Here is a 26,155-nt window from a genome sequence, read left to right on the forward strand (position 1 = left end):
GATCGTCTCACCACCTGCCAGTTGACTGAAGTCAACGGAAACCGAGCAGGAGGCCCACATGTACGCCATCACCGGAATCACCGGCCACGTCGGCGGAGCGACCGCCCGCGCCCTGAGCGCCGCGGACCAGCCCGTCCGCGCCGTCGTCCGCGACCCGGGCCGGGCCGCGTCGTGGCCCGGCGCCGCGGTCGCCGATCTCACCGACCGGGCCGCTCTGGCCGCCGCCCTCACCGGCTGTCGCGGCGCGTTCGTGCTGCTGCCGACCATCGCCACCGGCGGCGACGCCGAGCACCGCGCGATGGCCGACACGATCGCCGGCGCGGTCGCCGACAGCCGCGTCCCGCACGTGGTGATGCTCTCGTCGTGGGGCGCCCACCTGGCGGAGGGCACCGGCCCGATCCGCTGGCTGCACCACCTGGAGAACCGCCTGCGCGCGACCGGCGCGGTGGTCACCGCGATCCGCGCCCCGCACTTCCAGGAGAAGGCCGAGGAGATCCTCGGCGCGGCGACCGGGGCCGGCGTCTACCCGGTCTTCGGCGACACCGCCGACGTGCCGGTCCCGATGGTCGCCACCCGTGACATCGGCCGGGTCGTCGCGGACGCGCTGGTGAACCCGCCGGCGGCCGGCGAGGTCGTCGCCCTGGAGGCGCCCGCCTACACCGAGCGGCAGGCCGCCGAACTGCTCGGCGAGCTGCTCGGCCGCAAACTCGAGGTGGTCACCGTCCCGCAGCCGGCCTGGCTGGACACGATGACCCGGGCCGGCATCCCGCCGGTGCTCGCCACCGAACTGTCCGCCCTCTACGACGCCGGGAACCGCGGCCTGCTCGAACCGCGGGGCGACCGGCGGCGGGAGTGCACCACCGAGCTGAAGGAGACCCTCCAGGACGTCGTCCGGGCCGCAGGGGGCGGGTCATGAGGCGCACCGTCGTGGTCACCGGCGCGACCAGCGGCCTCGGCGCGCAGATGACGCGGGTCCTGGCCGCGGCCGGCCACCAGGTGATCATGGCCTGCCGCGATCCGGCCCGGGCGCGGTCCGTCGCGGCGCAGATCGGCGGAGATCTGGAGGTACGCGAGATCGACCTCGCCGACCTCGGGTCGGTGCGATCCTTCGCCGGCCGCCTGGACCGCGAGGTGGACGTGTTGATCAACAACGCCGGCGTGATGGCAGTGCCGAAAGGCGTCACCGCCGACGGCTTCGAGCTGCACCTCGGCGTCAACCACCTGGGCACGTTCGCGCTGACCACCCTGCTGCTCGACCGGGTCCGGGACCGCGTCGTGACGGTCTCCAGCGGCCTGCACCGGCTCGGCCGGATCAGCGCGCACCACCCGGACCTGAACTGGGAGCGCCGCCGCTACCGGCGCTGGCTCGCCTACGGGCAGTCCAAGCTGGCCAACCTGCTCTTCGCGTACGAACTCCAGCGCCGGCTCACGGCCGCCGGCCGCCGGACCATCTCGGTGGCGGCGCACCCCGGCGTCGCCGCCACCGAGGGCCAGCGGCGGGACACCTCGCTGACCGGGCGGATCCTGGCGGGTGGGCGGGCGCAGACCCCGGAGATGGGCGCCCTCCCCCTGTTGTACGCGGCGACGGCGCCCGGCGTCGGCGGCGGCACCCTGATCGGGCCGGACGGGTTCGCGCAGCGCACCGGCCGGCCGGCGGTGGTCCGGTCGAGCCGCCGGTCCTACGACGTCGCGCTGGCCGCCCGGCTCTGGGACTGGTCGGAGCAGCTCACCGGCGTGGACGCGGGACGGCTGAGCACCTCCTCGTGAACGGCGTACACCGATCTCGCGTACCCCTGCGCGATGTAGCCGGCGGCCGGTACGCCCGGGCCACCTCGCCGGCCGGCCACACCGGCCCGCCGCCGACTGTCACATCCCGGGCCTCGGCGGTGCTTTCCTGATGTGAAGCAACACATGGCTGCGCCGGCCCTCGCGCCGGCGATACGGATCTCGGACGGCCGCGGCCGTGCGGCCGGCCGAGCCGAGCGGAGGGACGCGGTGGTCCGACCGGACCTGGAACAGGTCTTCCGTGCCGCCTATCCGCGGGTCGTCGCGGTCGCCGCCCGGGTGCTCGGCTCGCGCGACGAGGCGGAGGACGTCGCGCAGGAGGTGTTCCTGACGTTCGGGCGGTCCTCGGTCCCGGCGGGCGAGGCCCCCGGCTGGCTCTCGGTCGCCGCGGCGCACACCGCGCTCAACCATCTGCGCTCAGGCCGCCGCCGCACCTCCCGTGAGGAGGCGGTGGCCGGCCCGTCCACGGTCTCCCCGGACGTCGCCGAGACCGTCGTGGCGCTCGAGGAACGCCGCCGGGTCCGCGCGGCGCTCGCCAGGCTGCCGCGCAAGCAGGCGGTCGCTCTCGTCCTGCGGCACAGCGGCCTGAGCTACGCCGAGGTCGCGGCCGCTCTCGATCTTTCCCCCGGCAGCGTCGGCACCACGGTGCGGCGCGCCGAATCCGCCCTACGCAAGGAGTTGGGTCATGCGTCATCCCACTGACGGCACGCTGCGCCGGCTGGTGGACGAGCCGGCCGGTGTCGCCGACACCGACCGTGAGCACGTCGCCGGGTGCCCGGTGTGCCGGTCCGCGCTGGCCGCCGCGCAGCAGGACGCGGCCGCCGTGGGCGCGGCCCTGAACTTCGCGGTCACCCCGGACGTCGACGCGGCCTGGCACCGGCTGTCCGCGGCGGCCGCGGCCGGCGAGGCCTCCCCCGCGGTCGCCACGGAGCGCACCGGCCGCTGGCGCGCCCGGCTGGGCCGGCCGGTGGTCGCGGTGGGCGCGGTGGTCGCGCTGCTGGCCGGCGCCACCGCCGCCGCCGCGACGGACTGGCTGCAGATCTTCCGCACCGAGCAGATCGCCCCGGTGACCATCAGACAGGCCGATCTGCTCCAGATTCCGGATCTCTCGGGGTACGGCGATGTGCGGATCACCGAGCCGGTCCGGATCCGCCCGGTCGCCGACGCGGCAGCGGCCCGCGACGTCACCGGACTGTCCCTGCCGGAGGTGGCCGAACTGCCGCGCGGCGTCTCCGGGAAACCGGAGTTCCAGGCCGCGGAACGCATCGGCGCCGAGTTCACCTTCTCCGCGGCGAAGGCCGCCCGGAGCGCCGCAGCCGCCGGGCAGACCCTGCCGCCGATGCCCGCGGGTCTGGACGGGAGCAAGTTCCGGCTGTCGGCCGGCCCGGGTGTCGCGGCGGCCTGGACCGAGGGTCGCGGCGTGCCGTCGCTGATCATCGGCCGGGCCGTCTCCCCCACCGCCTATTCGTCCGGCGTCCCGTTCGGCACCGCCCGCGACTATCTGCTCTCCCTCTCCGGTCTGCCGGAGGACGTGGCCGCGCAGCTGCGCCGGTTCACCGGGGACGGGCGAACGCTGCCGGTGCATGTGATGGCCGAGGAGCTCGCCAGCGCGCCGGCCGACGTGAACGGCACCCCGGCGACCGTGCTGACCAGCAAGGATCAGGTGCTGGCCGCGGTGGTCTGGGTGCAGGACGGCGTGATCACCGCGGTGGCCGGTTCGCTCAGCGCCGACGAGGTGCTCACGGTCGCCCGCGGCCTGAGGTGGGAGCGGTGACGACCGTACCCGACGAGGCGGCCCGGCAGCTGCTCGCCGAGCTGCCGGCCTCGCCCGCGGTGTGGGCCTCCGGCCTGCGCAAACGATTCAAGCGGCGGACCGCGGTGGACGGTGTGTCGTTCAGCGTCGCGCGCGGCGAGGTGATGGGCCTGCTGGGCCCGAACGGCGCCGGCAAGACCACCGTCATCAAGATGCTGCTCGGCCTGGTCCGCCCGGACGACGGCGAGGTGCTGCTGCTCGGCCGGCCGGCGAAGGATCCGCGGTCCCGGGCGAAGGTCGGCTACCTGCCCGAGCTGTTCCGCTATCAGCCGTGGCTGACCGCCGCCGAGGTGCTCGACCTGCACGTCCGGCTGGCCGGGGCCACGGTTCCGGCGGCGGACCGGCGCGAGTGCCTCGGCCTGGTCGGTCTCGCCGACCGGGCCGGCGACCGGGTCGGCGGCTTCTCCAAAGGCATGCAGCAGCGGTTGGGCCTGGCCGTCGCGCTGGTGGCCCGGCCCGAGTTCGTGATCCTCGACGAGCCGACCAGCGCCCTGGACCCGATCGGCCGGGCCGACGTGCGCGACCTGCTGCTGTCGCTGCGGCAGCGCGGCGTCGCGGTGCTGCTCAACTCGCACCTGATCGGTGAGGTGGAACGGGTCTGCGACCGGGTGCTGATCCTGGACAAGGGGCACGTCGCCGCCGCCGGCACCCTGCCGGAGCTGCTCGGCGGCCGCGAACTGCGGATGCGGCTGGGCTGTGTGACCGACCGGGCCCGGGCGCGGCTGGCCGCCACCGGCGAGGTCTCCTCGGCCGGCGACGAGTTCACGGTCACGCTGCCCACCGAGCAGAGTCCCGCCCTGGTGCCGGACCTGATCGCCGAGCTGGTCGCGCTCGGTGTCCGCGTGCACGCCGTCGAACCGGCACGGGTCAGCCTGGAGGAACGTCTGCTCGGCATCCTGCGGGCCGACCACAAGGGTGCGGAACAGGAGCAGCGATGACAGTCGTGTTCACCCTCGCCGGGCTGACCCTGCGGGAGGCCGCCCGCCGCCGGGTGCTGCGGTCGCTGGCCGTGCTCACGGTGGTGCTGCTGACCCTCAGCGCCTGGGGCTTCTCCCGCATCGACGCCGAGTTCGGCGGCCTCACCAGCGGCGAGGCCCGGTTGGCCGCCTCCATGGTGCTCAACCTGGTGATGTTCGGGCTCAGCCTGATCGCCGCGCTGGGCACCGCGTTCCTGGCCGGGCCCACGCTGTCCGGCGAGATCGAGTCCGGGATCGCGCTGGCAGTCCTGGGCCGCCCGGTACGCCGGTCGGCCGTCCTGGTCGGCAAGTGGCTGGGCCTGGTCGGCTTCGGCGCCGGTTTCGTGACGACCGCCGGGCTCGCCCTGCTGCTCGTCGTGCGGGCCACGGTGGGTTATTGGCCACCGGAGCCGGTCACCGGGCTGGCACTGCTCGCCGCGCAGACCATTGCGCTGCTGACCCTGGGCCTGCTGCTCTCCACCGCGATCTCGCCGATGGCGTCGGGCATCGTGGCGGTCGGCCTGTTCGGCGCCACCTGGGTCGCCGGCGTGGTCGGCAACGTCGGTGAGGCCCTCGGCAACCCGAGCGTCGAGCGCATCGGCACCGTCTCGCAGATGCTGCTCCCCACCGACGGCCTGTGGCGCGGCGCGATGCGGGCCTTCCAGGACCCGGCCCTGATGGCCCAGTTGGATCAGTCCTTCCAGGCCCACCCGTTCTTCAGCCTGGCCCCGCTGACCGGCGCGTACCTCGTCTGGTCCGGCGTCTGGATCCTGGTCGTGCTGGGCCTGGCCGCGCTCGCCTTCCAGCGCCGCGACCTCTGACACCGAGCCGGTGCCGCGCGGCCGCCCCTTCGGGGCCGCACGGCACCGGCTATCCGGTGGGCGGGTCGGCGAGGGGCCAGCCGCCCGCTGCCAGGTGCGCGGAGACCCGGACCACGTCCTCCGGCATGGCGTCCTGCAGGACCGTATAGCTGATCATGCGTTCGATGTCGCCGGAAGTGATCGCGGTGGCCGACTGGTCGGCCAGGCTCCGCGCGATCCCGCGGATCTCGTCCTCGGTCAGCTTGCGGCGCAGCACCCCGAGCAACGCGACGTAGTCCTGCTTCGGCACGCCCTCGGGATATCCGGCCCGCAGCCACTCCACGGCCCGCTGCACGAAACTCGACCGGTCCTCGCCCACCGGGTCACTCCTTGTCGACGACGGTCGGCACGACGCCGGAGAAGCTGAGCTCCTTGCCCAGGCCGGTGGCCACGATGAACGTGATGCCCAGCGCCACGCCGAGCAGCACCAGGCCGAAACAGAGGTAGCCGCCGAGGGTCCCGATCCGGTGGGGGCGCGGCCCGGTCGTGCCCGCCTCGTGCGCCGCGGCGTCCCCGCCCGCGCCGAACGCCAGCGAGCGGATGCCCACCGCGAACAGGGCGGGCAGACCGGCGCCGAGGATCATGCTGGCGAGCAGCACCTTCCAGGCGCCCTCCAGAGCCAAGGTCAGATTGTGCATGTCGGGCTCCTCAGCTCGTCGCGCCGGCGGTCTGGCGTCCGGGCACGGGCGCGTCCCATTCGTCGTTGACGTTCTCGTGGTTGACCGGGGCCCGCCGCGACCTCTGCCACATGACAGCGGAGAGCGCGATCAGGACCGCGAAGATGACGAGTGCGCCGGCCGCGCCACCGATGAGGTCGGCGACGGTCCACATCATTGCGCCGACCAGCGCGGCGGCCGGCAGGGTGATCAGCCAGGCGGTGACCATCCGGCCGGCGACGGCCCATCGGACGGTCGCGCCGGGCTTGCCCACCCCGCTGCCCAGGATCGAGCCGGTGGCGACGTGTGTCGTGGAGAGCGCGAAGCCCAGGTGCGAGGAGGAGAGGATGACCGCGGCGGCGGCCGACTCGGCGGCCAGGCCCTGCGGCGGGGCGATCTCGACGAGACCTTTGCCGAGCGTACGAATAATGCGCCAGCCGCCGAGATAGGTGCCGATCGCGATGGCCAGGGCGCAGGACACCTTCACCCAGAACGGGATCTCGTCCGTGTCGGTCCAGTCGCCGGCGGCGATCAGGGCCAGCGTGATGACGCCCATGGTCTTCTGCGCATCGTTGGTGCCGTGCGCCAGCGAGACCAGCGAGGCGCTGCCGATCTGGCCCCAGCGGAACCCGTTGTCGGTGAACCGGGCGGCCACCCCGACGGTGACCCGGTAGATGATCCAGGTGCCGGCCGCGGCCACCGCCCCCGCGATCACCGGTGACAGGAACGCGGGCAGGATCACCTTGCCGACGACACCGTCCAGTTTGCTGCCGTCGCCGGTCCAGTTGACGCCGGCCCAGCCGAGGCCGGCGATCGCGGCGCCGATCAGGCCGCCGAAGAGCGCGTGCGACGAGCTCGACGGCAGGCCGAGCAGCCAGGTGAGCAGGTTCCAGAGGATGCCGCCGATCACGCCGGCCAGCACGATGAGCAACAAGGCGGTGCCGCCGTCGTCCAGCAGTTCCGGTTGCGGCGTGCCGTCCGGGTTCTGGATGCGGACGACGGCGTTCGTCACGGTGAGCGCCACCTCGACGGAGAGGAAGGCGCCGATCAGGTTGAGGACCGCGGACAGAGCCACGGCCACCTTGGGCCGCAGGGCGCCGGTGGCGATCGAGGTGGCCATGGCGTTCGCGGTGTCGTGGAAGCCGTTGGTGAAGTCGAAGCCGAGCGCGGTGACGACGACCAGCAGCAGGATCACGGTTGTCTCGGTCACGGTTCGATCGTTGCCCCGCGCCGAGCTGAGCGTTACCTGGGAACGCAGAAGTTCGAAGTCTATTGGCGGCGGTGAATACCCGAGTTCATCCGGTCCTCACCGGTCACGAGGTTTGAACCGGGTCAGGCCAGGCGCACCGTCGCCAGGGCGGCGGCGATCAGCAGCCCCATGCCGTTGGTGGCCCAGTGCAGCGCGGCGGCCGCCAGCAGGCTGCCGCTGCGCCGGCGCAGCTCACAGAGCAGCAGCCCGGCCACCGCGGTGAAGCCGACCGCACCGGCCACCGCCAGGAACTGGCCAACGACGTCGGTGCCGAGTGCCGAGCCGATTCCCTGGTTGGCCTCGGCTAGCCGCAGCGACGGCAGGATGTGCCAGAGGCCGAACAGGACCGACGAGGTCACGCTCGCCCAGACCGCGCCGCGGTGCCGGTTGACCAGCCCGAGCAGCACGCCGCGGAAGGCGACCTCCTCGAGCAGCACGGTGCCGAGTGGCACCACCACGAACGCGGTCGTCAGCGCGGCGCTCAGATGCAGGTGGTACCGGACGTCGGAGAAGGCGGGCCGGGTCAGCGGGACGGCCACGCCGATCGCGTAGACCACCGCGACCGCCAGCACGGCCCCGACCGCGTATTTCAGGCCGGGCACCAGGGTGTGCCGGGACAGTCCGAGGTCGTGCCAGGTCAGTCCGGCGCGCCGGGCCAGCAGGACGAGTCCCGCGGCCACCAGCGGCCCGGCAATCAGGCCGGTGTGCGGCGGGCCGTACTTGTTGACGACATTGACCACCACCAGGATCGTCAGCACCGCCCCGAGGACGAGGGCGAGGCGACGGCGGGACAGGCCGCCGGGCGGGTTGATCAAGGTAGATGTTCGGTCGGGCACGAGGAGGAGACGCTACCCGCGCGGGGCGGCGCATTTCCGGCCAATGCCGCGGCTGTGACAAGTGCCTCCATGGGTGACAGCCTGCCGGGGGACAACGACCCCGGCAGGCCACCACGCAGGGCGATCGGGTCAGGACAGGCTGCAGCTCACCGTCGGGGTGGCAGCCGGGCCGGAGCCGACGAAGCCGAACGACGTGCTCGCGCCCGCCGCCAGCGCGCCGTTGTGATCGACGTTGCGCACGGTCACCGCGGGCGTGCCGAGCACCCCGTTCCAGAGCGAGGCGACGCTCGTCCCGCTCGGGTACGTCCACTGCACGGTCCAGCCCCGGCCGGCGCTGGTGCCGGTGTTCTTGACCGTCACCTCACCCTGGAAGCCCCCGCTCCACGACGTCGTCGTGCGGTAGGTGGCCGAGCATCCCTGGTCACCGCCGCCGCCGTTCGAGGCCGCCGTCGTGAAGGTGCGCGCCGCCGAGGCGGCCGACACGTTCCCGGCCGCGTCGCGGGCCCGGACGCTGTAGGTGTACGCCGTGGACGGTGTCAGACCGGTGGCGTTGTGGGTGGTGCCCGAGACGGTCGCCACCAGCTGGCCGGATCGCAGCACGTCGTAACCCGTCACGCCGACGTTGTCGGTCGACGCGGTCCAGGACAGGATCGCCCCGGTCGCGGTCAGCCCGCTCACCGACGGCTGCCCCGGCACGGTCGGCGCCGCGGTGTCGCCGTCCCCGCCGCCGCTGCTGTACCGCTGGTTCAGGCTGATGCCGGTGGTGCTGCCGGCGCCGCCGAGCGGCACCTCGTGGTCGAGGCCGACGAACTTGCCGGCGTGCTGCCAGAGGGCCGGCTTGAGCAGCGCGTACTTCTGCTCGTCCCAGGTCTTCCAGTCGTCGAGCAGCAGGCCGCCGGTGTCGCCGGAGTTCGGGTTGAGCACCCAGAACGTCTGGTGCAGCTTGTGCTCGACGATCAGGTCACGCAACGCGGTCATCCACTTGTCCTGCCGGGCGTCCTGCCCGAGCCGGCCGCCCCACTCGCCGATCAGCAGCGGCGCGATGTTGTTCTCGTGCAGGTAGAACCAGTTCGGCCGCCACACGTCGTCGGTCAGCGTGGTCTTGTCGAACGGCTTGTCGAACCACGGCTGGTTGAACACCAGCGGCCCGTAGTCGTGCGGCGAGTAGACCAGCTGGTCCTGGTTGGCCCCCAGGTTGATCGGGTGGTCCTTGACCCCGCGCAGGTTGCCGCCCCACCAGTTGTAATAGTAGTTCGGCGTCAGGTCCGGGTCGGTGTTCGGCGAGCTCCAGGTCTCTCCCTCACGCGGGTAGACCTCGTTGCCCTCGACCAGGATCAGCACCTCGGGGTTGATCGCGAGGATGCGCTTGGCCGCGGTCTCGGCGACGTGCTTCCAGTTGTCGGCGTCGGTGGAGCCGTCCCACTTGGCGCGCACGGGGTCGTTGGGCGTACCGTGCGGCTCGTTCTTCAGGTCGAAGGCGACCATCGTGTCGTTGTTCTTCCAGCGGTTCGCCGCCCACTCCCAGCCCTGGTAGAACTGCTCCGTGGTGACGGTGCCCTTCCACCACACCGGGTGGATGTGCCCGGAGTTGTCGGCCTCGGCGGAGTGCAGGTCGAGCAGCACCTTGATGCCGAGCCGCTCACACAGGCCCATCCAGAACTCGAAGATCTGCAGGCTGTTCATCCCGGCCAGCTCCGGGTTGGCGTACGTGTTGACGTTCGGCGCGGCGGCCTGCCCGTTCTTCCACTCCAGCAGCAGCTGGGTGGAGATCGGCACCCGGACGATGTTGATGCCGCGCTGGGCCATCGACTCGGTGATCTGCGTGATGTTGGCCGACCAGAGTCCGTGGAAGACCCGTTCGGAGGCGTTGAAGCCGAACCAGTTGGCGCCGGTCAACCACACCGGGTTGCCGGCCGCATCGACGATCTTGTTGCCGGACACGTGCAGCCAGTCGGCCGTGGGTGCGGCCGCGGCGGCGGTCGCGGGTGGGGCCGCGACCGCGGTGGCTCCGGTGACGGTGACGCCACCGGTCGCCGCCAGCGCGAGGCCCACCATCAGGGCCAGGCGCCTGCGAGTTCGTTCGAGGAACACTGCATCTCCCTACCGGGAACGGGGACGGGTGGGAGCGCCGGGACGGATGGGCCTGGGAGCGCTCCCAGGACAGTATTCAAGCAACTCGATGCGGAGACAAGCCCTGCGCACGGATCAGCATTCCTGAGTACACCTATAGGAATTGCCGAATCTGCGGATAACGACACGCTGTGACATTGCTGAGAAATCACCGGGTGGACAACGCGCTCGCGATATCCTCTGCGCCTTAGATCAACTGTAGTAACTCGGTCGAAATTCTTGTAAACTCCGGCTCGTCATGGCGGGCGCGACGCGACAGCGGAGCTCCGGCCATACGAGCCGGGCAGCGTTTCCGCTGCACTCGTCGTGCCGGCGAAAGCGCGAGCACGACAGCGACTGACGACGAACGTTCCCCCGACTGGCGCAGGTAAGGACGATGCTCAATCGCACTGTCATGTTCGCCAAGCAGACGGCGCCCGAATCCCTGCGTGTCGCAGGGCGCCGCCTGCAGCAACAGACACACAACGCCCGTCTCCGCCTCACCGTTCCGGTGGTCGAGCGGAGCGAGTTCACGAATATCTATCACTGCGCGGTGCGCAAGACCGCAAGCCAGTGGATCAAAGAGCTCTTCAGCGATCCCATCGTCTACCGGCACTCGGGGCTGGTGACCTACGACCCACGGTTCTACCACTGGAAGGATCCGCGGGTCTGCCCGCCGGACCGGATCGCACTGTCGTTGTTCTTCCCGCGCCGGCGATTCGACAGGATGCCGAAACCGGAGAAGTACCGCGCCTTCTACGTCTACCGCGATCCCCGCGACATGGTCGTTTCCAGCTATTTCTCGACGCGCAATTCACACGGCCCGATGGGCGACGTGCTCGAAGTGCGCAAGGTCCTTCAGGAATTGCCCAAGAAGGAGGGCCTGCTGTACCTCGTGGATCATCTCGCCAAGAAGAACACCTTCAAGGCGATCAGGTCCTGGGCGGCCGCTCCGCCGTCGGACGAGGTGCGGCTCTTCCGCTATGAGGATCTGACCGGCGAACACCAGGCCGAACAGGTCGACGAGCTGATGCGGCACTGCGGCATCGTCATTCCGCCGGCCGAGCTGGAGACGCTGCTCTCCCGGTACAGCTTCTCCCGGATGAATGATCGAAAAGGCGCCGGATCGGTGTCGCACTACCGCAAGGGCGCGGCCGGCGACTGGCGCAACCATTTCGACGACGACATCACCGAGGCGTTCGCCCGGGCGACCGGCAACCTGATCGAGCTCCTCGGTTACCCCGAGACCGCCGCGAACTCACGCTGACACCGGCACAGGCCCACGCGCCTCACGCTGACGCCGCACGCTGCCGGGCCCGCACCGGCCCGGCAGCACGGCTTCGCGCCGACGCCCACCCGGCCAGCATCAGCACGGTGACCACCTCGGCCAGCCCGAGCAGCCGCTCGACCCTGCCCAGCGGAATCGCCTGCCACCACCGCACCCCGGTCCACGGCTCGGAGACGAACGCCCACAGGATCGGTGCGAAACAGAGCAGCGACACCACCCCGCCGATCAGCACGGCGACCGCCGGCCCGCGCCCCGCCGGCCGCCGCAGCCACGGCGCCGCGATCAGCAGGGCGGCCGCCGGCAGGCTCAGGAACGCCAGCAGGCTCGCCGCCCGGTGCACGTCACCGCTGGTCGACGGCCCGGCCGCCCAGTTGTGCTTCTCGAAGACCACCACGCCGACGAGCCCGGCCACCCACAGCCCGAGCGCCACGGCCCCGCCCGATCCGGCGCGGGCCACACCGGTGCGCACCAGCGCCACCAGCACCGCCGCCGAGCCGCCCGCCAGCAGCAGCGTCGCCGCGTCGAAAATCCACCCGTTGTCGAGCAGTGCGTACTGACTCAGCGTGCGCCGCTGCCAATCCAGCACCGACGACGGCGGCGCGAGGTGCAGCCAGGCGAACAGGGCCAGGCACGCCACCACGCAGGCGGCGCCCGACCGGGCGAGGAGGCGCGGGATCATCCCCAGCAGGCTGCCATCTCTTGCTGTGCGTGCCCTGATAAGAACGCGTCTTCAGTACGCGAAGGAGCACAGCGCCCGGACCACCGGTGTCACAGACCGCTCAACAGATCGGCGGTGCTCGGTGAGGCCCGGCTCAGCAGCTCGGCGAAGATCGGGGTCGCCTCCCCGCCGCCCGCCCGTCCGGGCACGGCCACCCGGGTGATGCCGAGCAGCCCGCCGGAGCGGTTGAGCCGGCCGGCCAGGCACTCGAGCAGCACGAGGTCGACATGCGTGCGATCGGCCATGTTGATTCCCCCTACCGGTCACCGTCATCAGGTTTTACCCGCGATCAAGCCGAACGGTTCAATCTGGATCACGAGTGCACACGCATCGCAGTCACTACGTCACTCCCCCCACGCGAACCGCGTGTGAACTTCGGGTTCATATCGAGCCCGAACTCCCCACGCAAGCCCGCCGCGCACGGGCGACCGGAAAGTACTTGCCTACTAGGAAAGCTGACTGTACTTTCCTAGTAGGCAAGTACATGCCCGAGGAGGAAGCAATGACCACTCCGCACATCCCGCCCGTCGACGCCGAGCTCGCGCTGGCCGAGATGCACGCCCGCCGCGCCCAGGTCGTCGACACCAATCTCGTCCCGCACTGGTTCTGGTACAGCATCGCCGCGCTCATGGTGCTCTTCGTTGCCTCCGTCGAGACCGAGATCGGCTGGGTGGTCGCCACCGGCAGCGTGGTCTACGCGTTCGGGCTCGCGGCCATGATCCTGGGGCTGGTGCGCAAGGCCCGGGTCCAGGTCCGGCAGGAACTTCTCGGGGTGCGCGGCGGCCTCGCCATCGCCGGCTTCACCATCGTGCTGGTGGCCGCCGGCATCGGGCTCGGTCTCACCCTGGAGTCGCTCGGCGTGCCGCATCCGGCCACCCTCGCGTGCGTGCCGGTCGCACTGGGCCTCGCCCTCGGCGGGCCGCGGCTGATGAACCACCTCCGCCGGGTGATGCTCGCCCGCCCGCTCGGCACCCCGCGATGAGCGGCACCCCGCGCTTCGACGAGCTGATCCACGCGCCGACCCGGCTCTCCCTGGTCAGCCTGCTCGCGGCGACCGAATGGGCGGACTTCAAGTTCGTCCGCGACAGCCTCGGCCTCTCCGACTCGGCACTGTCCAAGCAGCTGACCACCCTCGAGGACGCCGGGTACGTGGAGATCCGCAAGAGTTTCGTGGGCAAACGGCCGCGCACCTCGGCCCGGCTCACCGAAGCGGGACAGCAGGCGTTCGCCGACCACGTCGCCGCCCTCCAGGAGATCGTCGCGAAGGCAGGCCTCGCCGTCCTGCCCGACCAGCTCGCCCGCTGACCCACCACACCCTCCCGCGTGTGTGAAGTTCGGGTGCGATCCGCACCCCAACTTCACACACACGCCTCTCGCCCACCCCGTGTGTGACGTTCAGGTGCGATCCGCACCCGAAGTTCACGGACGGGGTTTCGGCGTCTGGGGTCGAAACGATTTTCGGCCCGGTCGCGTGCGGGCACAGGGACTCCACCAGCGGGATCGTTCAATCATGGGTTTCTATTCGTAACCCGCTGCACATCTTGCCGAAAACGTTTTCGTAGGGAAGCCTGACTTCGGGACGGAGCATCGCCTCAGCGCACTCGCAGCCCGGGGCACCGGCCACGGCCGGACGGCAGCGAGTGCCCGGCGACCATCACAGCACGCGCCACGGGGGTGCACTACAGCCCAAGAAATCGACATGCATGAATGTCATGGAGGTTCCGTGAGAACACGACCGGTGAAAGCCCTCCTCACGGCGATAATCGCCGTGCTGACGGCCGTCAGTCTGACCCCGGCCCCGGCGTACGCCGCCCCGCCGACCTGGAGCCCGCCGGCCAACCTGGTCACGCCGCTCAACCAGGTCTGGCAGCACCAGGAGCAGACCTACAACAACGGCAACCTGTACGGGTTCCGCAACTACGGCTGGGACCAGGTGATGGCCAACCGTGGCTACATCAACTACTGCGTCCGCTGGGACTCCTCGGCGACAGTGACCGCGGCCCAGCGCGACCAGATCCACGCCACGCTGGCCCGGCAGCACAAGAAGTGGATGGACGAGCTGGTCGGGCACAACGCCTGGCCGTACGCCGAAGTGCCGGTCCGGGTGGTCGGCTGGGCCGTCCGGAACCGCTCCCAGCTCCAGTGGAGCGACACGTCCGTGGACATCTACGTCAACGACATCCGGGAGAACGCGCCGCAGTGCGCCGCGCCGTGCGGACGGTTCTTCAACCAGAACGGGCAATATCCGCGCTGCCCCGGTGGGATGGCCCGGCACTACGACCAGTCGCTGTGGCTGACCGACGGGTTCGGCGGCGGCGCCGGTGGTGACTGGGGTCAGCGGGTCGGCCGCGAGTACTTCATGAACAACCTCAACGCCAACAACATGCACATCCTGCTGCACGAGATCGGCCATACCTGGGGTCTGGACGACTTCTACGACTGGACCCCGAGCGGTGTCGGCGGGTTCCTGATGAAGGCCGGCAGCGCCTCGTCGATCACGGAGTTCGACGCCTGGATGTTCCGCGACTGGTGGCGGCATCTGAAGAGCCGTTACGGCTACTGATTTCCCGCCCCGGCCGGGCCGAGAGCCCGGCCGGGGCGCCGGAGAGAAAGGCGACCCATGCTCTCTCGTCGTACCCTCCTCACGGCCGGCGCGGCGGGTGCCGCGGGCGGTCTCCTCCCGGCCGGCGCCGCCCCGGCGCAACAACAAGCCGCCCCGGCGCAAGGACAAGCCGTCGCAGCGGCCCGGCCCGACTTCGGCGTCTCCGCCTACGCGTTCCCGCTCACCGCCGTCCGCCTGGGCACCGGCCCGTTCGCCGACAACGCCGCCCGCACCCACACCTATCTCAAGTTCCTCAACGCCGACCGGCTGCTGCACATGTTCCGGGTCACCGCCGGGTTGCCGTCGGCGGCGACGCCGTGCGGCGGCTGGGAGTCACCCGCCACGGAACTGCGGGGGCATTCGATCGGCCACGTGCTGACCGCTCTCGCCCAGGCGTACGCGAGTACCGGCGACAGTTCGTACAAGACAAAGGGTGATTTTCTTGTCGCGCAGCTGGCGCTCTGCCAACGATCGAACGGCTATCTCTCGGCATACCCGGAGAGCTTCATCGATCGGGTGGAGACCGGGCAGCAGGTGTGGGCGCCCTATTACACCCTGCACAAGATCGTGCAGGGCCTGCTCGACCAGCATCAACTGGCCGGCAACGCGCAGGCGCTGACCGTGCTGCAGCGCAAGGCGGCGTGGGCGCAGGCGCGCAACAGCCGGCTGACGTACGCGCAGCGGCAGCAGATGCTCCGCGTCGAGTTCGGCGGTATCGGCGAGACCCTGTTCAACCTCTATCAACTGAGCGAGAACACCGCGCACCTGACCACCGCCCAGTATTTCGACCAGGCCCAGGTCCTCGACCCGCTGGCGAACAATGTGGACGCGCTCGCCGGATTCCACGCCAACACGCAGATCCCCAAGGCGATCGCGGCCATCCGCGGCTATCACGCGACCGGAACAGCCCGCTATCGCGACATCGCCGTCAACTTCTGGAACTTCGTGGTGCGACAGCATTCGTACGCGATCGGCGGCAACTCCAACGGCGAGTACTTCCAGGCGCCGAACCGGATCGCGAGCGAGCTGTCCGACACGACCTGCGAGTGCTGCAACTCGTACAACATGCTCAAGCTCACCCGGCAGCTGTTCTTCACCGATCCGGGGCGCGGCGCCGAGCTGATGGACTTCTACGAGAAGGCGCTCTACAACCATCTGCTCGGCGCGCAGAATCCGAACTCGGCGCACGGGCATCACTGCTATTACGTGCCGCTGCGGCCCGGTGGCATCAAGACGTACAGCAACGATTACGACAACTTCACCTGCTGCCACGGCACCGGGATGGAGACGAACACCAAGTTCGGCGACAGCGTGTACTTCCACAGCGGCACCACCCTGTGGGTCAACCTGTTCGTCGCCTCGACGCTGATCTGGCCGGACCGCGGCATCACCGTCCACCAGGCCACCACCTTCCCGGACACCGCCACCTCCCGGCTCACCGTCACCGGCTCCGGCGCCATCGACCTGCGGATCCGCATCCCGTCGTGGACCGTCGGCGCCCAGGTGCGCGTCAACGGGACGCTCACCGGCTCCCCCGTGCCCGGCTCGTACCTGGCGATCAACCGCACCTGGGCGAGCGGCGACGTCGTCGACATCAGCCTGCCGATGGCGCTGACCCTGGAACCCACCCCGGACAACCCGGCGGTACGCGCGGTCAAGCACGGCCCGATCGTGCTGGCCGGCCAGTTCGGCAGCAGCAACCTGAGCGCCCTGCCCACGCTGAACCCGGCGAGCCTGACACCCACCGGCACCGCGCTCGAGTACACCACCGGCTCGGTGCTGCTCCGGCCGTTCTACAAGACGCACGGCCAGCGGTACTCGGTGTACTGGACCGTCGCCGCCGGGGCGACCTCCGCGCACTACCCCTTCGACGAGGCGTCCGGGACGACGGCGGCCGACGCGACCGGCAACGGCTGGACCGCCACGCTCGCCGGTGGCGCCGCCCGGACGACCGGGCGCAGTGGCAACGCGGTGCTGCTGAACGGCGGTAGCGCGTACGTCGATCTGCCCGCCGGCATCCTGGCCGGCGCGACCGCCTTCTCGATCGCCGCCTGGGTCCGCATCGACGCCGCCGCGACCTGGACCCGCCTGTTCGACCTCGGCACCGGCACCGGCGCCTACCTGTTCCTCACCCCGCGCAGCAGCACCGGTACCGCGCGGTACGCGATCACCACCGGTGGCGCCGGCGGCGAGCAGCGGATCGACGCTCCCGCCGCGCTGCCGGCCGGCACGTGGACGCACGTCGCCGTCACGCACACCGGCACGCTCGGCGTGCTCTACGTCGACGGCGCCGAGGTGGCCCGCAACAGCGCGCTGACGGTGCGCCCGTCGGCGCTGGGCGCCACCACTCGCAACTGGATCGGCCGGTCGCAGTACGCGGGCGATCCCTATCTGACCGCGGCCGTCGACAACCTCCGGATCACCAGCCGGGCCCTGTCCGCGGCCGAGGTCTCCCACCTGCACGCCAACGGTCAGTAGCGAAGGAGTCAGATGTCCGCAAGGAGATGGCCGGCCGCCGCCCTGTGCGCGCTGGTCACCGTGGTGGCCGGGATCGCGGTCGCCACCCCGGCCCAGGCCGCCAACCCCATCATCACCAGCATCTACACCGCCGACCCCGCGCCCCTGGTCGTCGGCAACACCATGTACATCTACGCGGGCCGTGACGAGGCCCCCACCGGCACCAGCAACTTCCTGATGCGCGAGTGGCACGTGCTCTCCTCCACCGACGCGGCGACCTGGACGCACCACGGCGCCCGGGCGAGCATCGCGACGTTCCCGTGGGCCGGCGCCGACGCGTGGGCCGGTGAGGTGGAGCCGCGCAACGGCAGGTACTACTGGTACACCTCGGTCAACGGCAACGGCCCCGGCTGGATGAACATCGGCGTCGCGGTCGGCGACAGCCCGCTCGGCCCGTTCACCGACGCCAAGGGCGGGCCGCTGGTCAGCGACAGCACGCCGAACTCGTCGGGCCTGAACATCGACCCGACGGTGTTCGTGGACGACGACGGCCAGGCATATCTGTACTGGGGCGGTTATTGGGGGCCGCGCGCGGTCCGGCTGGCCGCCAACATGATCGACACGGTCGGCGCGGTCGTCACCCCGGCGGGACTCACCAACTTCTGGGAGGCCCCGTGGATGTTCAAGCGCAACGGCCTCTACTACTTGATGTACGCCGCCAACGACACCGGCGGCTGCGTCACGAACTCGAGTTACGCCTGCCAGCGGTACGCGACCGCGACCAGCCCGCTCGGACCGTGGACCCATCGCGGCGTCGTGCTCGGCCAGGTCTCGTCGACCACCAACCACGCCGGCGTGGTCGAGTTCAACGGCCGGTGGTACATCGTCTATCACAACGCCAACGCGCCCGGCGGCGGCAACTTCCGCAGGTCGGTGGCGGTGGACCGGCTCTCCTTCAACGCCGACGGCACCATCCAGCCGGTCGTGCAGACCACCACCGGTCCCCCGCCGAACCCGGGTGGCGGCGGCGAGGGCGGCACCAACATCGCGCCGTCCGCGACGGCGTCGACGTCGCACGTCTCGTCATGGGAGAGCCTCGCGGCGCTCAACAACGGCGGGGTGCCGGCGAGCTCGCAGGACCGGTCGAACCTGGTGTACGGCAACTGGCCGCAGCAGGGCACGCAATGGGTCGAGTACCAGTGGCCGTCAGCCCGGTCGATCAACAGGTCGTCGGTCTACTGGTTCGACGACAACCAGGGCATCGACGTGCCGGCCTCGTGCCGGATCCAGTACTGGAACGGCACTGCATATGTTGACGTGCCGAACCAGTCAACATGTGGCGTCGCCGGCAACACCGACAACGTCATCACCTTCAATACAGTCAACTCAACACGTCTGCGACTCCAGATCACCGCACGCAGCGGCTACTCCACAGGTGTCCTCGAGTGGAAGGCGTTCCAGCCATGAGGCGCAGGCTCACGTCGTACACCATGGGTCTGATTCTGATCGCGAGCGGTCTGGCCGCTCAGTCCGCGCCGGCGCAGGCGGCCCAGCCCATCGGTTTTCCCACCTTCACCAACACCGGCTCGATCCCGGCGCCGCCGGCCGGTTACACGACCGGCGACACCATGCGCGCGATCTACGACGCCGAGGCGTCCGGCACGGACTTCTGGATGGACCGGCTGCTGGCCCGCACCGGCAACGACCCGGCCGGGACCTGGCTGATGACACGCGGGCGTGCGGCCTTCATGTACACGCACAACCCGGCGGTGATCGGTTTCGGCGGCAACGCGGCATACTGGGACAACATCAGCAGCCAGAACGCGTACGCCGTCACCGCCTCGCCGGGCACCTTCACCGAGCAGCCCGCGCAGCGCCGGCAGACGCCGAGCCACTGGCGCAGCGTGCACACCGGCGGGTCGGTCCGGCTCGACGTCACGAAGTTCATCACGAATAACAACGTGCTGGTCACGAACGTCGCCGTGGTCAACACCGGGTCCGCCTCGACGACCGTGCAACTGAACGCCACATCGCCGTACGCGACCACGGTGACCGGCAGCGAGCTGATCGGCACACGGGCGGTCAAGAACAACCTCACCACGCTGTACCCGCGTTTCTCGGGCGACGGCTTCACCGCCGGCAGCGGTGGCCTGAGCCGATCAGTAACGGTCGCTGCCGGGCAGACAGTCACCGTGAAGGTGCAACTCGGCCTGATCGCCACCGAGATACCCGCGTCGCGGACGGAATACGACAGTTACCGCTCTTCCGGGCCGGCCGACGCGTTCGCGACGCACGTCCGCGCCTACAACCGGTGGTGGGCCGACAACGTGCCCTACATCGACGTGCCGGACCCGGCGATCAAGAAGAACATCTACTACCGCTGGTGGCTGATGCGCTTCAACCACCTGGACGCGGACATCCCCGGGCAGGACTTCCAGTTCCCCCAGTCGATCGAGGGCGTGACCGGTTACAACAACGCGATCGCGCTGACCCAGCCGATGCACATCGACGACCTGAAGTACCTGCGCAGCCCGGAGTACTCCTACGGTCCCTATCTCGCGGTGGGGCAGTACTCGGCGAACGGCCGGTTCATGGACAACCCGGGCGACCCGGAGAACTGGTCGAACTCGTACACGCAGTACATCGCCGAGGCGGCCTGGCGCGCCTATCAGATCCATGGTGGACAACCGGCGATGCTGACCAACTTCGCCCGTTACGCGGAGGGTGACGCCAAGGGTCAGCTCGCCACCTACGACACCAACGGCAACGGCGTCATCGAGTACGACTGGGGCGCCATGACCGGCAACGACGCGGACGCGGTGTCGTTCCACTGGCGGGCCGGCAACCTGGACCGGGCCGAGACCGCGTACGTGTGGTCGGCGGCCAACGCGGCCCGGGACGCGTACTCGCTGCTCGGCAACTCCGCGAAGGCCGGCGAGATGCAGACGCTGGCCGACCGGATCCGCAACGGCGTGGTCACCACGCTGTGGAACCCGGCGCGGCAGCTGCTCGAGCACAAGCACGTGGCGACCAACACGCACGTGCCGTGGAAAGAGATCAACAACTATTACCCGTACTCGGTGGGGCTGATGCCGAACACCGCCCAGTACCGGGAGGCTCTGCGCCTGTTCGCCGATCCGGCGGAATACCCGATCTTCCCGTTCTACACCGCCAACCAGCGGGACAAGGCGGCGGCCGCGGCGGCCGGCAACCCGGGCAGCAACAACTTCTCCACGATCAATTCGACGGTGCAGTTCCGGCTCTACTCGTCGGTGCTGCGCAACTACCCGAACTCGTGGATGAACAACGAGGACTACAAGAAGCTGCTCTACTGGAACGCGTACGCGCAGTACGTCGGCGGCAACACGGCCTGGCCGGATGCCAACGAGTTCTGGGCCGACTGGAACGGCAGCACGATCAACTACCGGTCGTGGATCCACCACAACATCCTCGGCAGCAGCAACTGGACGATCATCGAGGACGTGGCGGGGCTGCGGCCGCGCAACGACTCGCAGATCGAGTTGTCCCCGATCAATATCGGATGGACGCACTTCGCGGTGAACAACCTTCGTTACCGCAACGCGAACCTCTCCGTCGTCTGGGACGACCCGGCTGACGGCGTGACCCGCTACAGCGGTGTTCCGCAGGGTTACTCGATCTTCCTGAACGGGAGCCGGGTGGCGACGGTCGACCGGCTGACCCCGTTCGTCTACAACCCGGCAACCGGGGCGGTCACCTTCCCGGGCGGCGCCGGGACCACGGTGTTCAGCACCGCGTTCCCCGGCCTGCAGGCACCGCAGAACGTGGTGCAGAGCGGCCCGCGGATGGTGGACATCTTCGCCAAGGCCGGCGTGGACCTCGCGTCGTCGCGGCCCAACCTGGCGTCCGGGGCCACCGCCTCGGCGTCCTACACCACCTCGGGCACGTCGGCCGCCGCGGCAATCGACGGGCTGCCGACGAACTCGCCGCTCTGGGGCAGCGCCGGCAGCGGGAACGCGACCGACTGGTTCGAGCTGAACCTCGGCACCAGCCGCACCGTCGACGAGGCACGGCTCTACTTCCGGCACGACCGGGCCGGCAACCGGTACCGGCCGCCGTCCGCCTACACCGTCCAGTACTGGAACGGCTCGGCCTGGGTGAACGCCGCCGCGCAGGTCAGGTCGCCGGGCACACCGCAGGCCAACTACAACAAGGTGACCTTCACCCCGGTCGCCACGTCCCGGCTGCGCCTGCAGTTCACCCAGCCGTCCGGCAGCGCCCGGGTCGGCCTCACCGAAGTGAAGCTGTACGGCCAGGGCACGGTCCCGGCCAACCCGAACCTGGCCGCCTCCGCGACCCCGAGCGCCTCCTACACCTCGTCGTGGGAGAACGTCGCTGCCCTCAACGACGGCATCGACCCGTCGTCCTCCAACGACACGGCGAACCCGCGGTGGGGGACGTGGCCCGAACAGGGCCAGCAGTGGGCCGAGCTGACCTGGCCCACGGCGCAGACCCTGCGCTCCGCCCAGGTCTACTTCTTCGACGACGGCCAGGGCATCGACCTGCCCGCGTCGTGGAAGCTCCAGTACTGGAGCGGCACCGGGTACGTCGACGTCCCGTCGCCGGGTCCTTATCCCGTGGCCGCCGACCAGTACAACCAGGTCACCTTCGGCCAGATCAGCACCACCCGCCTGCGCGTCGCCCTGACCAGCGCGGCGGCGTCAGTGGGCCTCCTCGAGGTCCGAGCCTTCGCCTAGCCCGTGCTCGCCGGGGGTCGACACCGACCAGGGGATGTCCCGGCACGACGCCGTGGCGTCCCCTGGTCGACAGATGCGCCCGGGAACCGATGTCGTACCTCCGCGATAATGTGCCGGCACGTCGCTGTCACATGTTCGTTCAAGGTGGGGTGGGGTGCTGGCGCAGGATTCGCCTTTTCGTCCTTACTGGTGGGGTGTGGGCCTGGCCGACGCCGGCGTGAGCAGCCGCCCCGAGATGGAGACCTACGGGCGATACGACTTCGCCGCCCTCCCCCCGGTCCCGTTCCGGCTCTCCGGCGACCTGGCGTGGCTGGCCGCACAGCGCGCCGCGGATGAGTGGGCGATCGGCGGAGAGCCGGTGGCCGAGCTGCCGCACCTGAGATCCGCGTGCGACCGGCTCGGCCTCACCCTGCCGCCGGCCTTCGTAACCTTCCTGAGCACTCCCGGGCTCCAACGACGGGTCCGCTCCTGCACAGCCTGCTATCTCGACGTCAGCGCCGAGCCGGTCCGCGCGCCCGGCGCCGACGGTTATCTGATCCGCTTCCTCGCCGACCAGCAGGGCTGCCTCTTCTGGTACCTCTATGTGACCGCCGACGGCAGCGACCATGCCGTGGTCTGTTCAGGCGACTACTACGGGTCCCCCGCTGACGAAAACGACGACGAGGACGAGGACGAGGACGAGCCCACCGACATCGCGTTCTGCGGCGAGTCGTTCGAGACGTTCCTCTGCCGCTACTGGTTGGAGAACGAGATCTGGTTCGCCACCTCGAACAACACACCGATGCCCACGGGTACGGCGGAGTACGTCGAGGGCTACCAAGCGTCCAGCTCCGCCTGACCCCTCCGGCAACCGCCCGGCCGCCACCTCCGTTCAGGGCCTTCCGGGCCCTCGCAAGGCGGCGTCCAGCTCCCGCAGCAGCTCCCCCACGCGGCCGCGGCCGCCCGGAGCATCCGGATATCGCGCCAGGACGCTCACGACCACGGGCCCGGCCAGACTCCTCGCCCGCTCGAGATGGCGTGCGGCGGCCTCCCGGTCGTCACCGGCGTCCAGCTCGAACGCCAGAGCCGCATGGGCGGCCGGCCCCAGGATGTGCAACACCTGCGTCGCCTTGGCCAGCGGATGCAGATAGGCCGCAGTCGCCGCGGCAACGGCCGCCCGCGCCGCCTCACTGGCCGCCGGACGGGCCGCATCACGGGCCTCCTGGTACGCCCGGTGTGCCGCCCACGCCCTGTCCCGGATCACCTTGCCGCGCGCGGCACCCTCCGCGAACGCCCGGGCCGCATCGACCGCATCGCGGGCCCGCCGATCACCCGGACGGACCCGCTCGAAGATCTCCAGCGCCGGCTCCGCACACCCGAACGCATAGCCCGCGACCGCCCGCAGCTCCGCCATGCTGAGCTCGATCCGCACATCCTCGTCCGCCACCCCTTCGACGGTATCGTTGAACCGGCGGTTCAAGCTTTCCGCCGATATGGGCAGCGGGCCGGCGCCGAACCCTCAAATCATCACGCGGGCTTGACGGGGAACTGCACCTCCGTCAGCAGCTCCTCCTGGCTGACCGACCGCGGATCGTTCAGGTAGACCTCACGCGGCGGCCCCGCGTGCTGGTAACCGTGTTCCTGGATCCACCCGGTGATGTAGTGGTAAGCGGGCGAAACCTCTCCGTACGGCCCGCGGTGCACAGCGACCGCCATCTCACCGCCCGGGATCTCGGTGATGTGCGCCGGGCCCGCCGGCAGGCTGGCGCCGGGCGTGACCGGGACGCAGATCTGGATGGTCCCGTCGGTCTGCTCGTCGATGACGTCGTGGAAGACGATGAACGGCGCCCCCGCGGGGTGCTGACCGGCGGCCGTGACGGCCTGGACAACGGTGCCGAAGCCCTGCTCGACGTCGCCGTCGACGGCGGTCAGCGTGGTGCGCAGGGTGACGGCGGCGACCGGCTGTGGCGCGACGGTCCGGACGGTGACCTCGTAGGGCATGATGCCCCCTCCTCGTTCGATGAGTCGTTCGAGGAACCGCAGCATCCGTTCCTGCTCCGCCAGCCGCTCCAGCAACCGCTCGCGGTGGATCGCCAGGCGCTTGCCGGTGATCTCCGGGTCGTCCTCGGCGAGCACGTCGCGGATCTCGTCGAGCGGCATGCCGGTCGAGCGCAGGATCCGGATCGCCTCGGCGCGGTTGGCCTGGAGCCGGCTGTAGTAGCGATAACCGGTGTGCGGGTCGACGTGCACCGGGGTGAGCAGGGCCTGCTCGTCGTAGAAGCGCAAGGCCTTGATCGAGAGCCGGGTCATCCGGGAGAAGCGGCCGATCGGGATCAGGTCGGTCATGGGTTCCTCCTTCCGCACACGATCCTGGAGTCTCCCCCAACGGCAGGGTCAAGCGCCTGTCCCGGGGAGAACCCGGGACAGGCGCCGCACGGCTACAGCGTCACCGGCCGGCCTCCCAAGGTCACCAGCAGTCGGCCGTCCGAGGCGAACGACCAGGCCAGCGCCCCGCTGTACGACGCGCACCGGGACCCGTTCGACCCGGACCAGAACTGGTTCGAGCTGTCCGAGTTACCGATGATCCGGTCGTTGGTCCCGCTGCCGCTGCGGCAGGACGTGTTGTTACGGAAGACGTGGCTGCCCGCGTCGAAGTTGAAGTTGCGCTCGGCGTTGTCGATGCTCAGGTTGTTGGAGATCGTCATGCTGCCCGGGTTGCTGTTGTACGTGAACCCGTGCTTCCCGTTGTCGTACGCGATGCTCCGCCGCACGACGTGGTGCACCCCGATGTCCTCGCCGCCGAGCTTGTACCCGTTGCGGTCACCGGCGCCGGCCTGCCCGCCGTTGCTGAGCGTCCCGTTCTCGTACGCCAGAGAGTCCTCGATGGTGACCACGCCGATCGCGCCGGTGTCGGTCTTGGTGTAGAGGTCCCACCCGTCGTCGATGTTGTGGTGCGACACCGTGTGGCGGAAGACGTTGCCACCGGCGACGGTCAGCTTCGCGGCGAAGCCGTCGGCGTCCTCCCCGTCGGAGTCGGCGTTGTCGTGCGACTCGGAGGAGAGGATCAGGTTGTTCGCCGGCCACTGCGCCTTCGGCGTGTCCGAGGCGATCCGGGAGAGCTGCAGGCCGCTGTCGCGGTTGAAGCGGGTCACGGTCCGCTCGACGATGTTGTTGCTGCCGCCGATGAAGATCCCGTTGTCGCCGGCCCGCTCCACGATCAGCCCGTTGACGTGCCAGTAGTCGCCGTTGATCGCGAGACCGCGGGCGGTGGTGTCCTCGGCCTGCGCGGAGAAGTTCAGGATCGGCCGCTCACCGGGGTACGCGAAGATCTTCTTGAGTGCCCCGGGCCCGCCGTTGTTGCCGGGCGCCACGGTGATCGTCGACGACGAGTTGTAGGTGCCGGCCCGCAGGTAGATGGTGCCGCCGGCCGCGATCCGGGTGATCGCCGCGGGCAGCGTGGTGGGCGCGGCCTGGGTGCCGGCCGCGCTCGCCGAGCCGTTCGGCGCCACATGGAGCGCATCCGAAACAGGCGGGTTGGTGGAGGGGCTGGTCGAGGGACTCGTCGAAGGGCTGGAAGTGGGACTCGACGGCGGCGGCGTGCCGCCGGTCGTCACCACGACATCATCGAACCCGGCCGAGGCGTACGCCGTCTGCAGCCCGATCCGTCCCGACGCGATCCCCGAGTTCGTCCCCGACCCGACGGCCGCCCCGTCGATGCTGCCGCTGACCGTCGTCCCGGTGACGCTGAGGCTCAGTGTGTACCAGGAACCCACCGGCAGGGCCCGCGACGACGTGCCCAGCACCGTCACGTTCCCGCTGTTCACCGTCTGCAGCTGCGCCTGGTTGGAGGGCAACAGTGCCAGCCGGTAGAACGTCGTCGAGCTCTTCGCCCGGGCCAGCAGCCCGACGAGGCCGCCCGAGCCGAACGACAGCGGCTTGACCCGCGCCGAGACGGTGTAGTCGGTCCAGGCCGCGTCACCGGCGAAGATCCGGGCGTTCTCGCTGCCCGCGTTCGTCTGGCGCAGCGTCTGCGTGCCGTCGGCGACCACGAGTTGTTGGTGCCATGAGTTGCAGGAACAGTGTGTGAAGTTCGGGTGCGATACGCACCCGA

General features: G+C 70.2%; 24 protein-coding genes. 14 read left to right on the plus strand and 10 right to left on the minus strand.

Annotated features, from left to right (window positions below; all coding sequences use genetic code 11):
• Positions 1-58 precede the first annotated feature (58 nt).
• From AC0NH5_RS39710 to AC0NH5_RS39735, 6 genes are all read left to right on the plus strand, one after another.
• Entirely contained in the window at positions 59-916 is an 858-nt protein-coding gene (locus AC0NH5_RS39710; protein WP_474413016.1) for an NmrA family NAD(P)-binding protein, read from the plus strand.
• The gene (locus AC0NH5_RS39715; RefSeq protein ID WP_474413018.1) at positions 913-1,767 is read left to right on the plus strand and encodes an oxidoreductase; all 855 of its coding nucleotides are present in this window, start codon (positions 913-915) and stop codon (positions 1,765-1,767) included. Before AC0NH5_RS39710 ends, AC0NH5_RS39715 begins: the two co-directional genes overlap by 4 nt.
• Positions 1,768-1,995: 228 nt before the next feature.
• The gene (locus AC0NH5_RS39720; protein WP_474413020.1) at positions 1,996-2,487 is read left to right on the plus strand and encodes a sigma-70 family RNA polymerase sigma factor; all 492 of its coding nucleotides are present in this window, start codon (positions 1,996-1,998) and stop codon (positions 2,485-2,487) included.
• Positions 2,471-3,559, plus strand: coding sequence for a hypothetical protein (locus AC0NH5_RS39725; protein ID WP_474413022.1), 1,089 nt, complete (start codon positions 2,471-2,473; stop codon positions 3,557-3,559). Before AC0NH5_RS39720 ends, AC0NH5_RS39725 begins: the two co-directional genes overlap by 17 nt.
• A complete protein-coding gene (locus AC0NH5_RS39730; protein ID WP_474413024.1) occupies positions 3,556-4,536 on the plus strand; it encodes an ABC transporter ATP-binding protein in 981 nt (326 codons plus the stop codon). Before AC0NH5_RS39725 ends, AC0NH5_RS39730 begins: the two co-directional genes overlap by 4 nt.
• Positions 4,533-5,375 (plus strand): ABC transporter permease, encoded by an 843-nt coding sequence (locus AC0NH5_RS39735; protein ID WP_474413026.1) that lies wholly within the window; start codon positions 4,533-4,535, stop codon positions 5,373-5,375. The genes AC0NH5_RS39730 and AC0NH5_RS39735 overlap by 4 nt, the downstream gene beginning before the upstream one ends.
• Positions 5,376-5,424: 49 nt before the next feature.
• Here the strand turns inward: AC0NH5_RS39735 and AC0NH5_RS39740 are convergent, their stop codons facing one another.
• The 5 genes from AC0NH5_RS39740 to AC0NH5_RS39760 all read right to left on the minus strand — a co-directional run bounded on the left by AC0NH5_RS39740 (position 5,425) and on the right by AC0NH5_RS39760 (position 10,210).
• Positions 5,425-5,733 (minus strand): DUF3349 domain-containing protein, encoded by a 309-nt coding sequence (locus AC0NH5_RS39740; RefSeq protein ID WP_474413028.1) that lies wholly within the window; start codon positions 5,731-5,733, stop codon positions 5,425-5,427.
• Positions 5,734-5,737: 4 nt separating this feature from the next.
• Positions 5,738-6,052: a hypothetical protein gene (locus AC0NH5_RS39745; RefSeq protein WP_474413030.1), complete on the minus strand. Its 315-nt coding sequence runs from the start codon at positions 6,050-6,052 to the stop codon at positions 5,738-5,740.
• Between the two features lie 10 nt (positions 6,053-6,062).
• Positions 6,063-7,280 (minus strand): inorganic phosphate transporter, encoded by a 1,218-nt coding sequence (locus AC0NH5_RS39750; RefSeq protein WP_474413032.1) that lies wholly within the window; start codon positions 7,278-7,280, stop codon positions 6,063-6,065.
• A gap of 122 nt (positions 7,281-7,402) precedes the next feature.
• Positions 7,403-8,134 carry a lysostaphin resistance A-like protein gene (locus AC0NH5_RS39755; protein ID WP_474413034.1) on the minus strand — a complete coding sequence of 244 codons (732 nt, stop codon included), beginning with the start codon at positions 8,132-8,134 and terminating at the stop codon, positions 7,403-7,405.
• A 150-nt stretch (positions 8,135-8,284) separates the two neighbouring features.
• On the minus strand, positions 8,285-10,210 hold the full coding sequence (locus AC0NH5_RS39760) for a cellulase family glycosylhydrolase (RefSeq protein ID WP_474413099.1): 1,926 nt from the start codon (positions 10,208-10,210) through the stop codon (positions 8,285-8,287).
• A gap of 451 nt (positions 10,211-10,661) precedes the next feature.
• On the opposite strand from AC0NH5_RS39760, the gene AC0NH5_RS39765 reads away from it, so the two are divergent.
• Complete coding sequence (locus tag AC0NH5_RS39765; RefSeq protein ID WP_474413036.1) at positions 10,662-11,531, plus strand: sulfotransferase domain-containing protein; 870 nt, start codon at positions 10,662-10,664, stop codon at positions 11,529-11,531.
• Between the two features lie 22 nt (positions 11,532-11,553).
• On the opposite strand, the gene AC0NH5_RS39770 is transcribed toward AC0NH5_RS39765, so the two are convergent.
• Entirely contained in the window at positions 11,554-12,231 is a 678-nt protein-coding gene (locus AC0NH5_RS39770) for a DUF998 domain-containing protein (protein ID WP_474413038.1), read from the minus strand.
• 89 nt (positions 12,232-12,320) lie between these two features.
• Complete coding sequence (locus AC0NH5_RS39775; RefSeq protein WP_474413040.1) at positions 12,321-12,515, minus strand: hypothetical protein; 195 nt, start codon at positions 12,513-12,515, stop codon at positions 12,321-12,323.
• 257 nt (positions 12,516-12,772) lie between these two features.
• On the opposite strand from AC0NH5_RS39775, the gene AC0NH5_RS39780 reads away from it, so the two are divergent.
• The 7 genes from AC0NH5_RS39780 to AC0NH5_RS39810 all read left to right on the plus strand — a co-directional run bounded on the left by AC0NH5_RS39780 (position 12,773) and on the right by AC0NH5_RS39810 (position 22,903).
• Positions 12,773-13,252 (plus strand): hypothetical protein, encoded by a 480-nt coding sequence (locus tag AC0NH5_RS39780; RefSeq protein ID WP_474413042.1) that lies wholly within the window; start codon positions 12,773-12,775, stop codon positions 13,250-13,252.
• Complete coding sequence (locus tag AC0NH5_RS39785; protein ID WP_474413044.1) at positions 13,249-13,575, plus strand: winged helix-turn-helix domain-containing protein; 327 nt, start codon at positions 13,249-13,251, stop codon at positions 13,573-13,575. The genes AC0NH5_RS39780 and AC0NH5_RS39785 overlap by 4 nt, the downstream gene beginning before the upstream one ends.
• Before the next feature lie 418 nt (positions 13,576-13,993).
• The gene (locus tag AC0NH5_RS39790) at positions 13,994-14,833 is read left to right on the plus strand and encodes a hypothetical protein (protein ID WP_474413046.1); all 840 of its coding nucleotides are present in this window, start codon (positions 13,994-13,996) and stop codon (positions 14,831-14,833) included.
• Positions 14,834-14,890: 57 nt separating this feature from the next.
• On the plus strand, positions 14,891-17,350 hold the full coding sequence (locus AC0NH5_RS39795) for a beta-L-arabinofuranosidase domain-containing protein (protein WP_474413048.1): 2,460 nt from the start codon (positions 14,891-14,893) through the stop codon (positions 17,348-17,350).
• A gap of 12 nt (positions 17,351-17,362) precedes the next feature.
• Complete coding sequence (locus AC0NH5_RS39800; protein WP_474413049.1) at positions 17,363-18,796, plus strand: glycoside hydrolase family 43 protein; 1,434 nt, start codon at positions 17,363-17,365, stop codon at positions 18,794-18,796.
• Entirely contained in the window at positions 18,793-22,065 is a 3,273-nt protein-coding gene (locus tag AC0NH5_RS39805; RefSeq protein WP_474413051.1) for a discoidin domain-containing protein, read from the plus strand. The genes AC0NH5_RS39800 and AC0NH5_RS39805 overlap by 4 nt, the downstream gene beginning before the upstream one ends.
• 154 nt (positions 22,066-22,219) lie before the next feature.
• Complete coding sequence (locus AC0NH5_RS39810) at positions 22,220-22,903, plus strand: hypothetical protein (RefSeq protein ID WP_474413053.1); 684 nt, start codon at positions 22,220-22,222, stop codon at positions 22,901-22,903.
• A 33-nt stretch (positions 22,904-22,936) separates the two neighbouring features.
• On the opposite strand, the gene AC0NH5_RS39815 is transcribed toward AC0NH5_RS39810, so the two are convergent.
• The 3 genes from AC0NH5_RS39815 to AC0NH5_RS39825 all read right to left on the minus strand — a co-directional run bounded on the left by AC0NH5_RS39815 (position 22,937) and on the right by AC0NH5_RS39825 (position 26,093).
• The gene (locus AC0NH5_RS39815) at positions 22,937-23,491 is read right to left on the minus strand and encodes a putative immunity protein (protein WP_474413055.1); all 555 of its coding nucleotides are present in this window, start codon (positions 23,489-23,491) and stop codon (positions 22,937-22,939) included.
• Between the two features lie 80 nt (positions 23,492-23,571).
• A complete protein-coding gene (locus AC0NH5_RS39820) occupies positions 23,572-24,390 on the minus strand; it encodes a MerR family transcriptional regulator (RefSeq protein WP_474413057.1) in 819 nt (272 codons plus the stop codon).
• 92 nt (positions 24,391-24,482) lie between these two features.
• On the minus strand, positions 24,483-26,093 hold the full coding sequence (locus AC0NH5_RS39825) for a LamG-like jellyroll fold domain-containing protein (protein WP_474413059.1): 1,611 nt from the start codon (positions 26,091-26,093) through the stop codon (positions 24,483-24,485).
• Positions 26,094-26,155 lie beyond the last annotated feature (62 nt).

The sequence above is a fragment of the Actinoplanes sp. 13 genome (assembly GCF_056134165.1).

Bases quoted from the DNA above. Each gene is read 5' to 3' on its own strand.
- AC0NH5_RS39710 (WP_474413016.1), top strand. From the start codon at position 59: ATGTACGCCATCACCGGAATCACCGGCCACGTCGGCGGAGCGACCGCC.
- AC0NH5_RS39725 (WP_474413022.1), top strand. From the start codon at position 2,471: ATGCGTCATCCCACTGACGGCACGCTGCGCCGGCTGGTGGACGAGCCG.
- AC0NH5_RS39775 (WP_474413040.1), bottom strand. From the start codon at position 12,515: ATGGCCGATCGCACGCATGTCGACCTCGTGCTGCTCGAGTGCCTGGCC.
- AC0NH5_RS39795 (WP_474413048.1), top strand. From the start codon at position 14,891: ATGCTCTCTCGTCGTACCCTCCTCACGGCCGGCGCGGCGGGTGCCGCG.
- AC0NH5_RS39715 (WP_474413018.1), top strand. From the start codon at position 913: ATGAGGCGCACCGTCGTGGTCACCGGCGCGACCAGCGGCCTCGGCGCG.
- AC0NH5_RS39770 (WP_474413038.1), bottom strand. From the start codon at position 12,231: ATGATCCCGCGCCTCCTCGCCCGGTCGGGCGCCGCCTGCGTGGTGGCG.
- AC0NH5_RS39745 (WP_474413030.1), bottom strand. From the start codon at position 6,052: ATGCACAATCTGACCTTGGCTCTGGAGGGCGCCTGGAAGGTGCTGCTC.
- AC0NH5_RS39800 (WP_474413049.1), top strand. From the start codon at position 17,363: ATGTCCGCAAGGAGATGGCCGGCCGCCGCCCTGTGCGCGCTGGTCACC.
- AC0NH5_RS39805 (WP_474413051.1), top strand. From the start codon at position 18,793: ATGAGGCGCAGGCTCACGTCGTACACCATGGGTCTGATTCTGATCGCG.
- AC0NH5_RS39780 (WP_474413042.1), top strand. From the start codon at position 12,773: ATGACCACTCCGCACATCCCGCCCGTCGACGCCGAGCTCGCGCTGGCC.
- AC0NH5_RS39735 (WP_474413026.1), top strand. From the start codon at position 4,533: ATGACAGTCGTGTTCACCCTCGCCGGGCTGACCCTGCGGGAGGCCGCC.
- AC0NH5_RS39820 (WP_474413057.1), bottom strand. From the start codon at position 24,390: ATGACCGACCTGATCCCGATCGGCCGCTTCTCCCGGATGACCCGGCTC.
- AC0NH5_RS39785 (WP_474413044.1), top strand. From the start codon at position 13,249: ATGAGCGGCACCCCGCGCTTCGACGAGCTGATCCACGCGCCGACCCGG.
- AC0NH5_RS39765 (WP_474413036.1), top strand. From the start codon at position 10,662: ATGCTCAATCGCACTGTCATGTTCGCCAAGCAGACGGCGCCCGAATCC.
- AC0NH5_RS39760 (WP_474413099.1), bottom strand. From the start codon at position 10,210: ATGGTGGGCCTCGCGCTGGCGGCGACCGGTGGCGTCACCGTCACCGGA.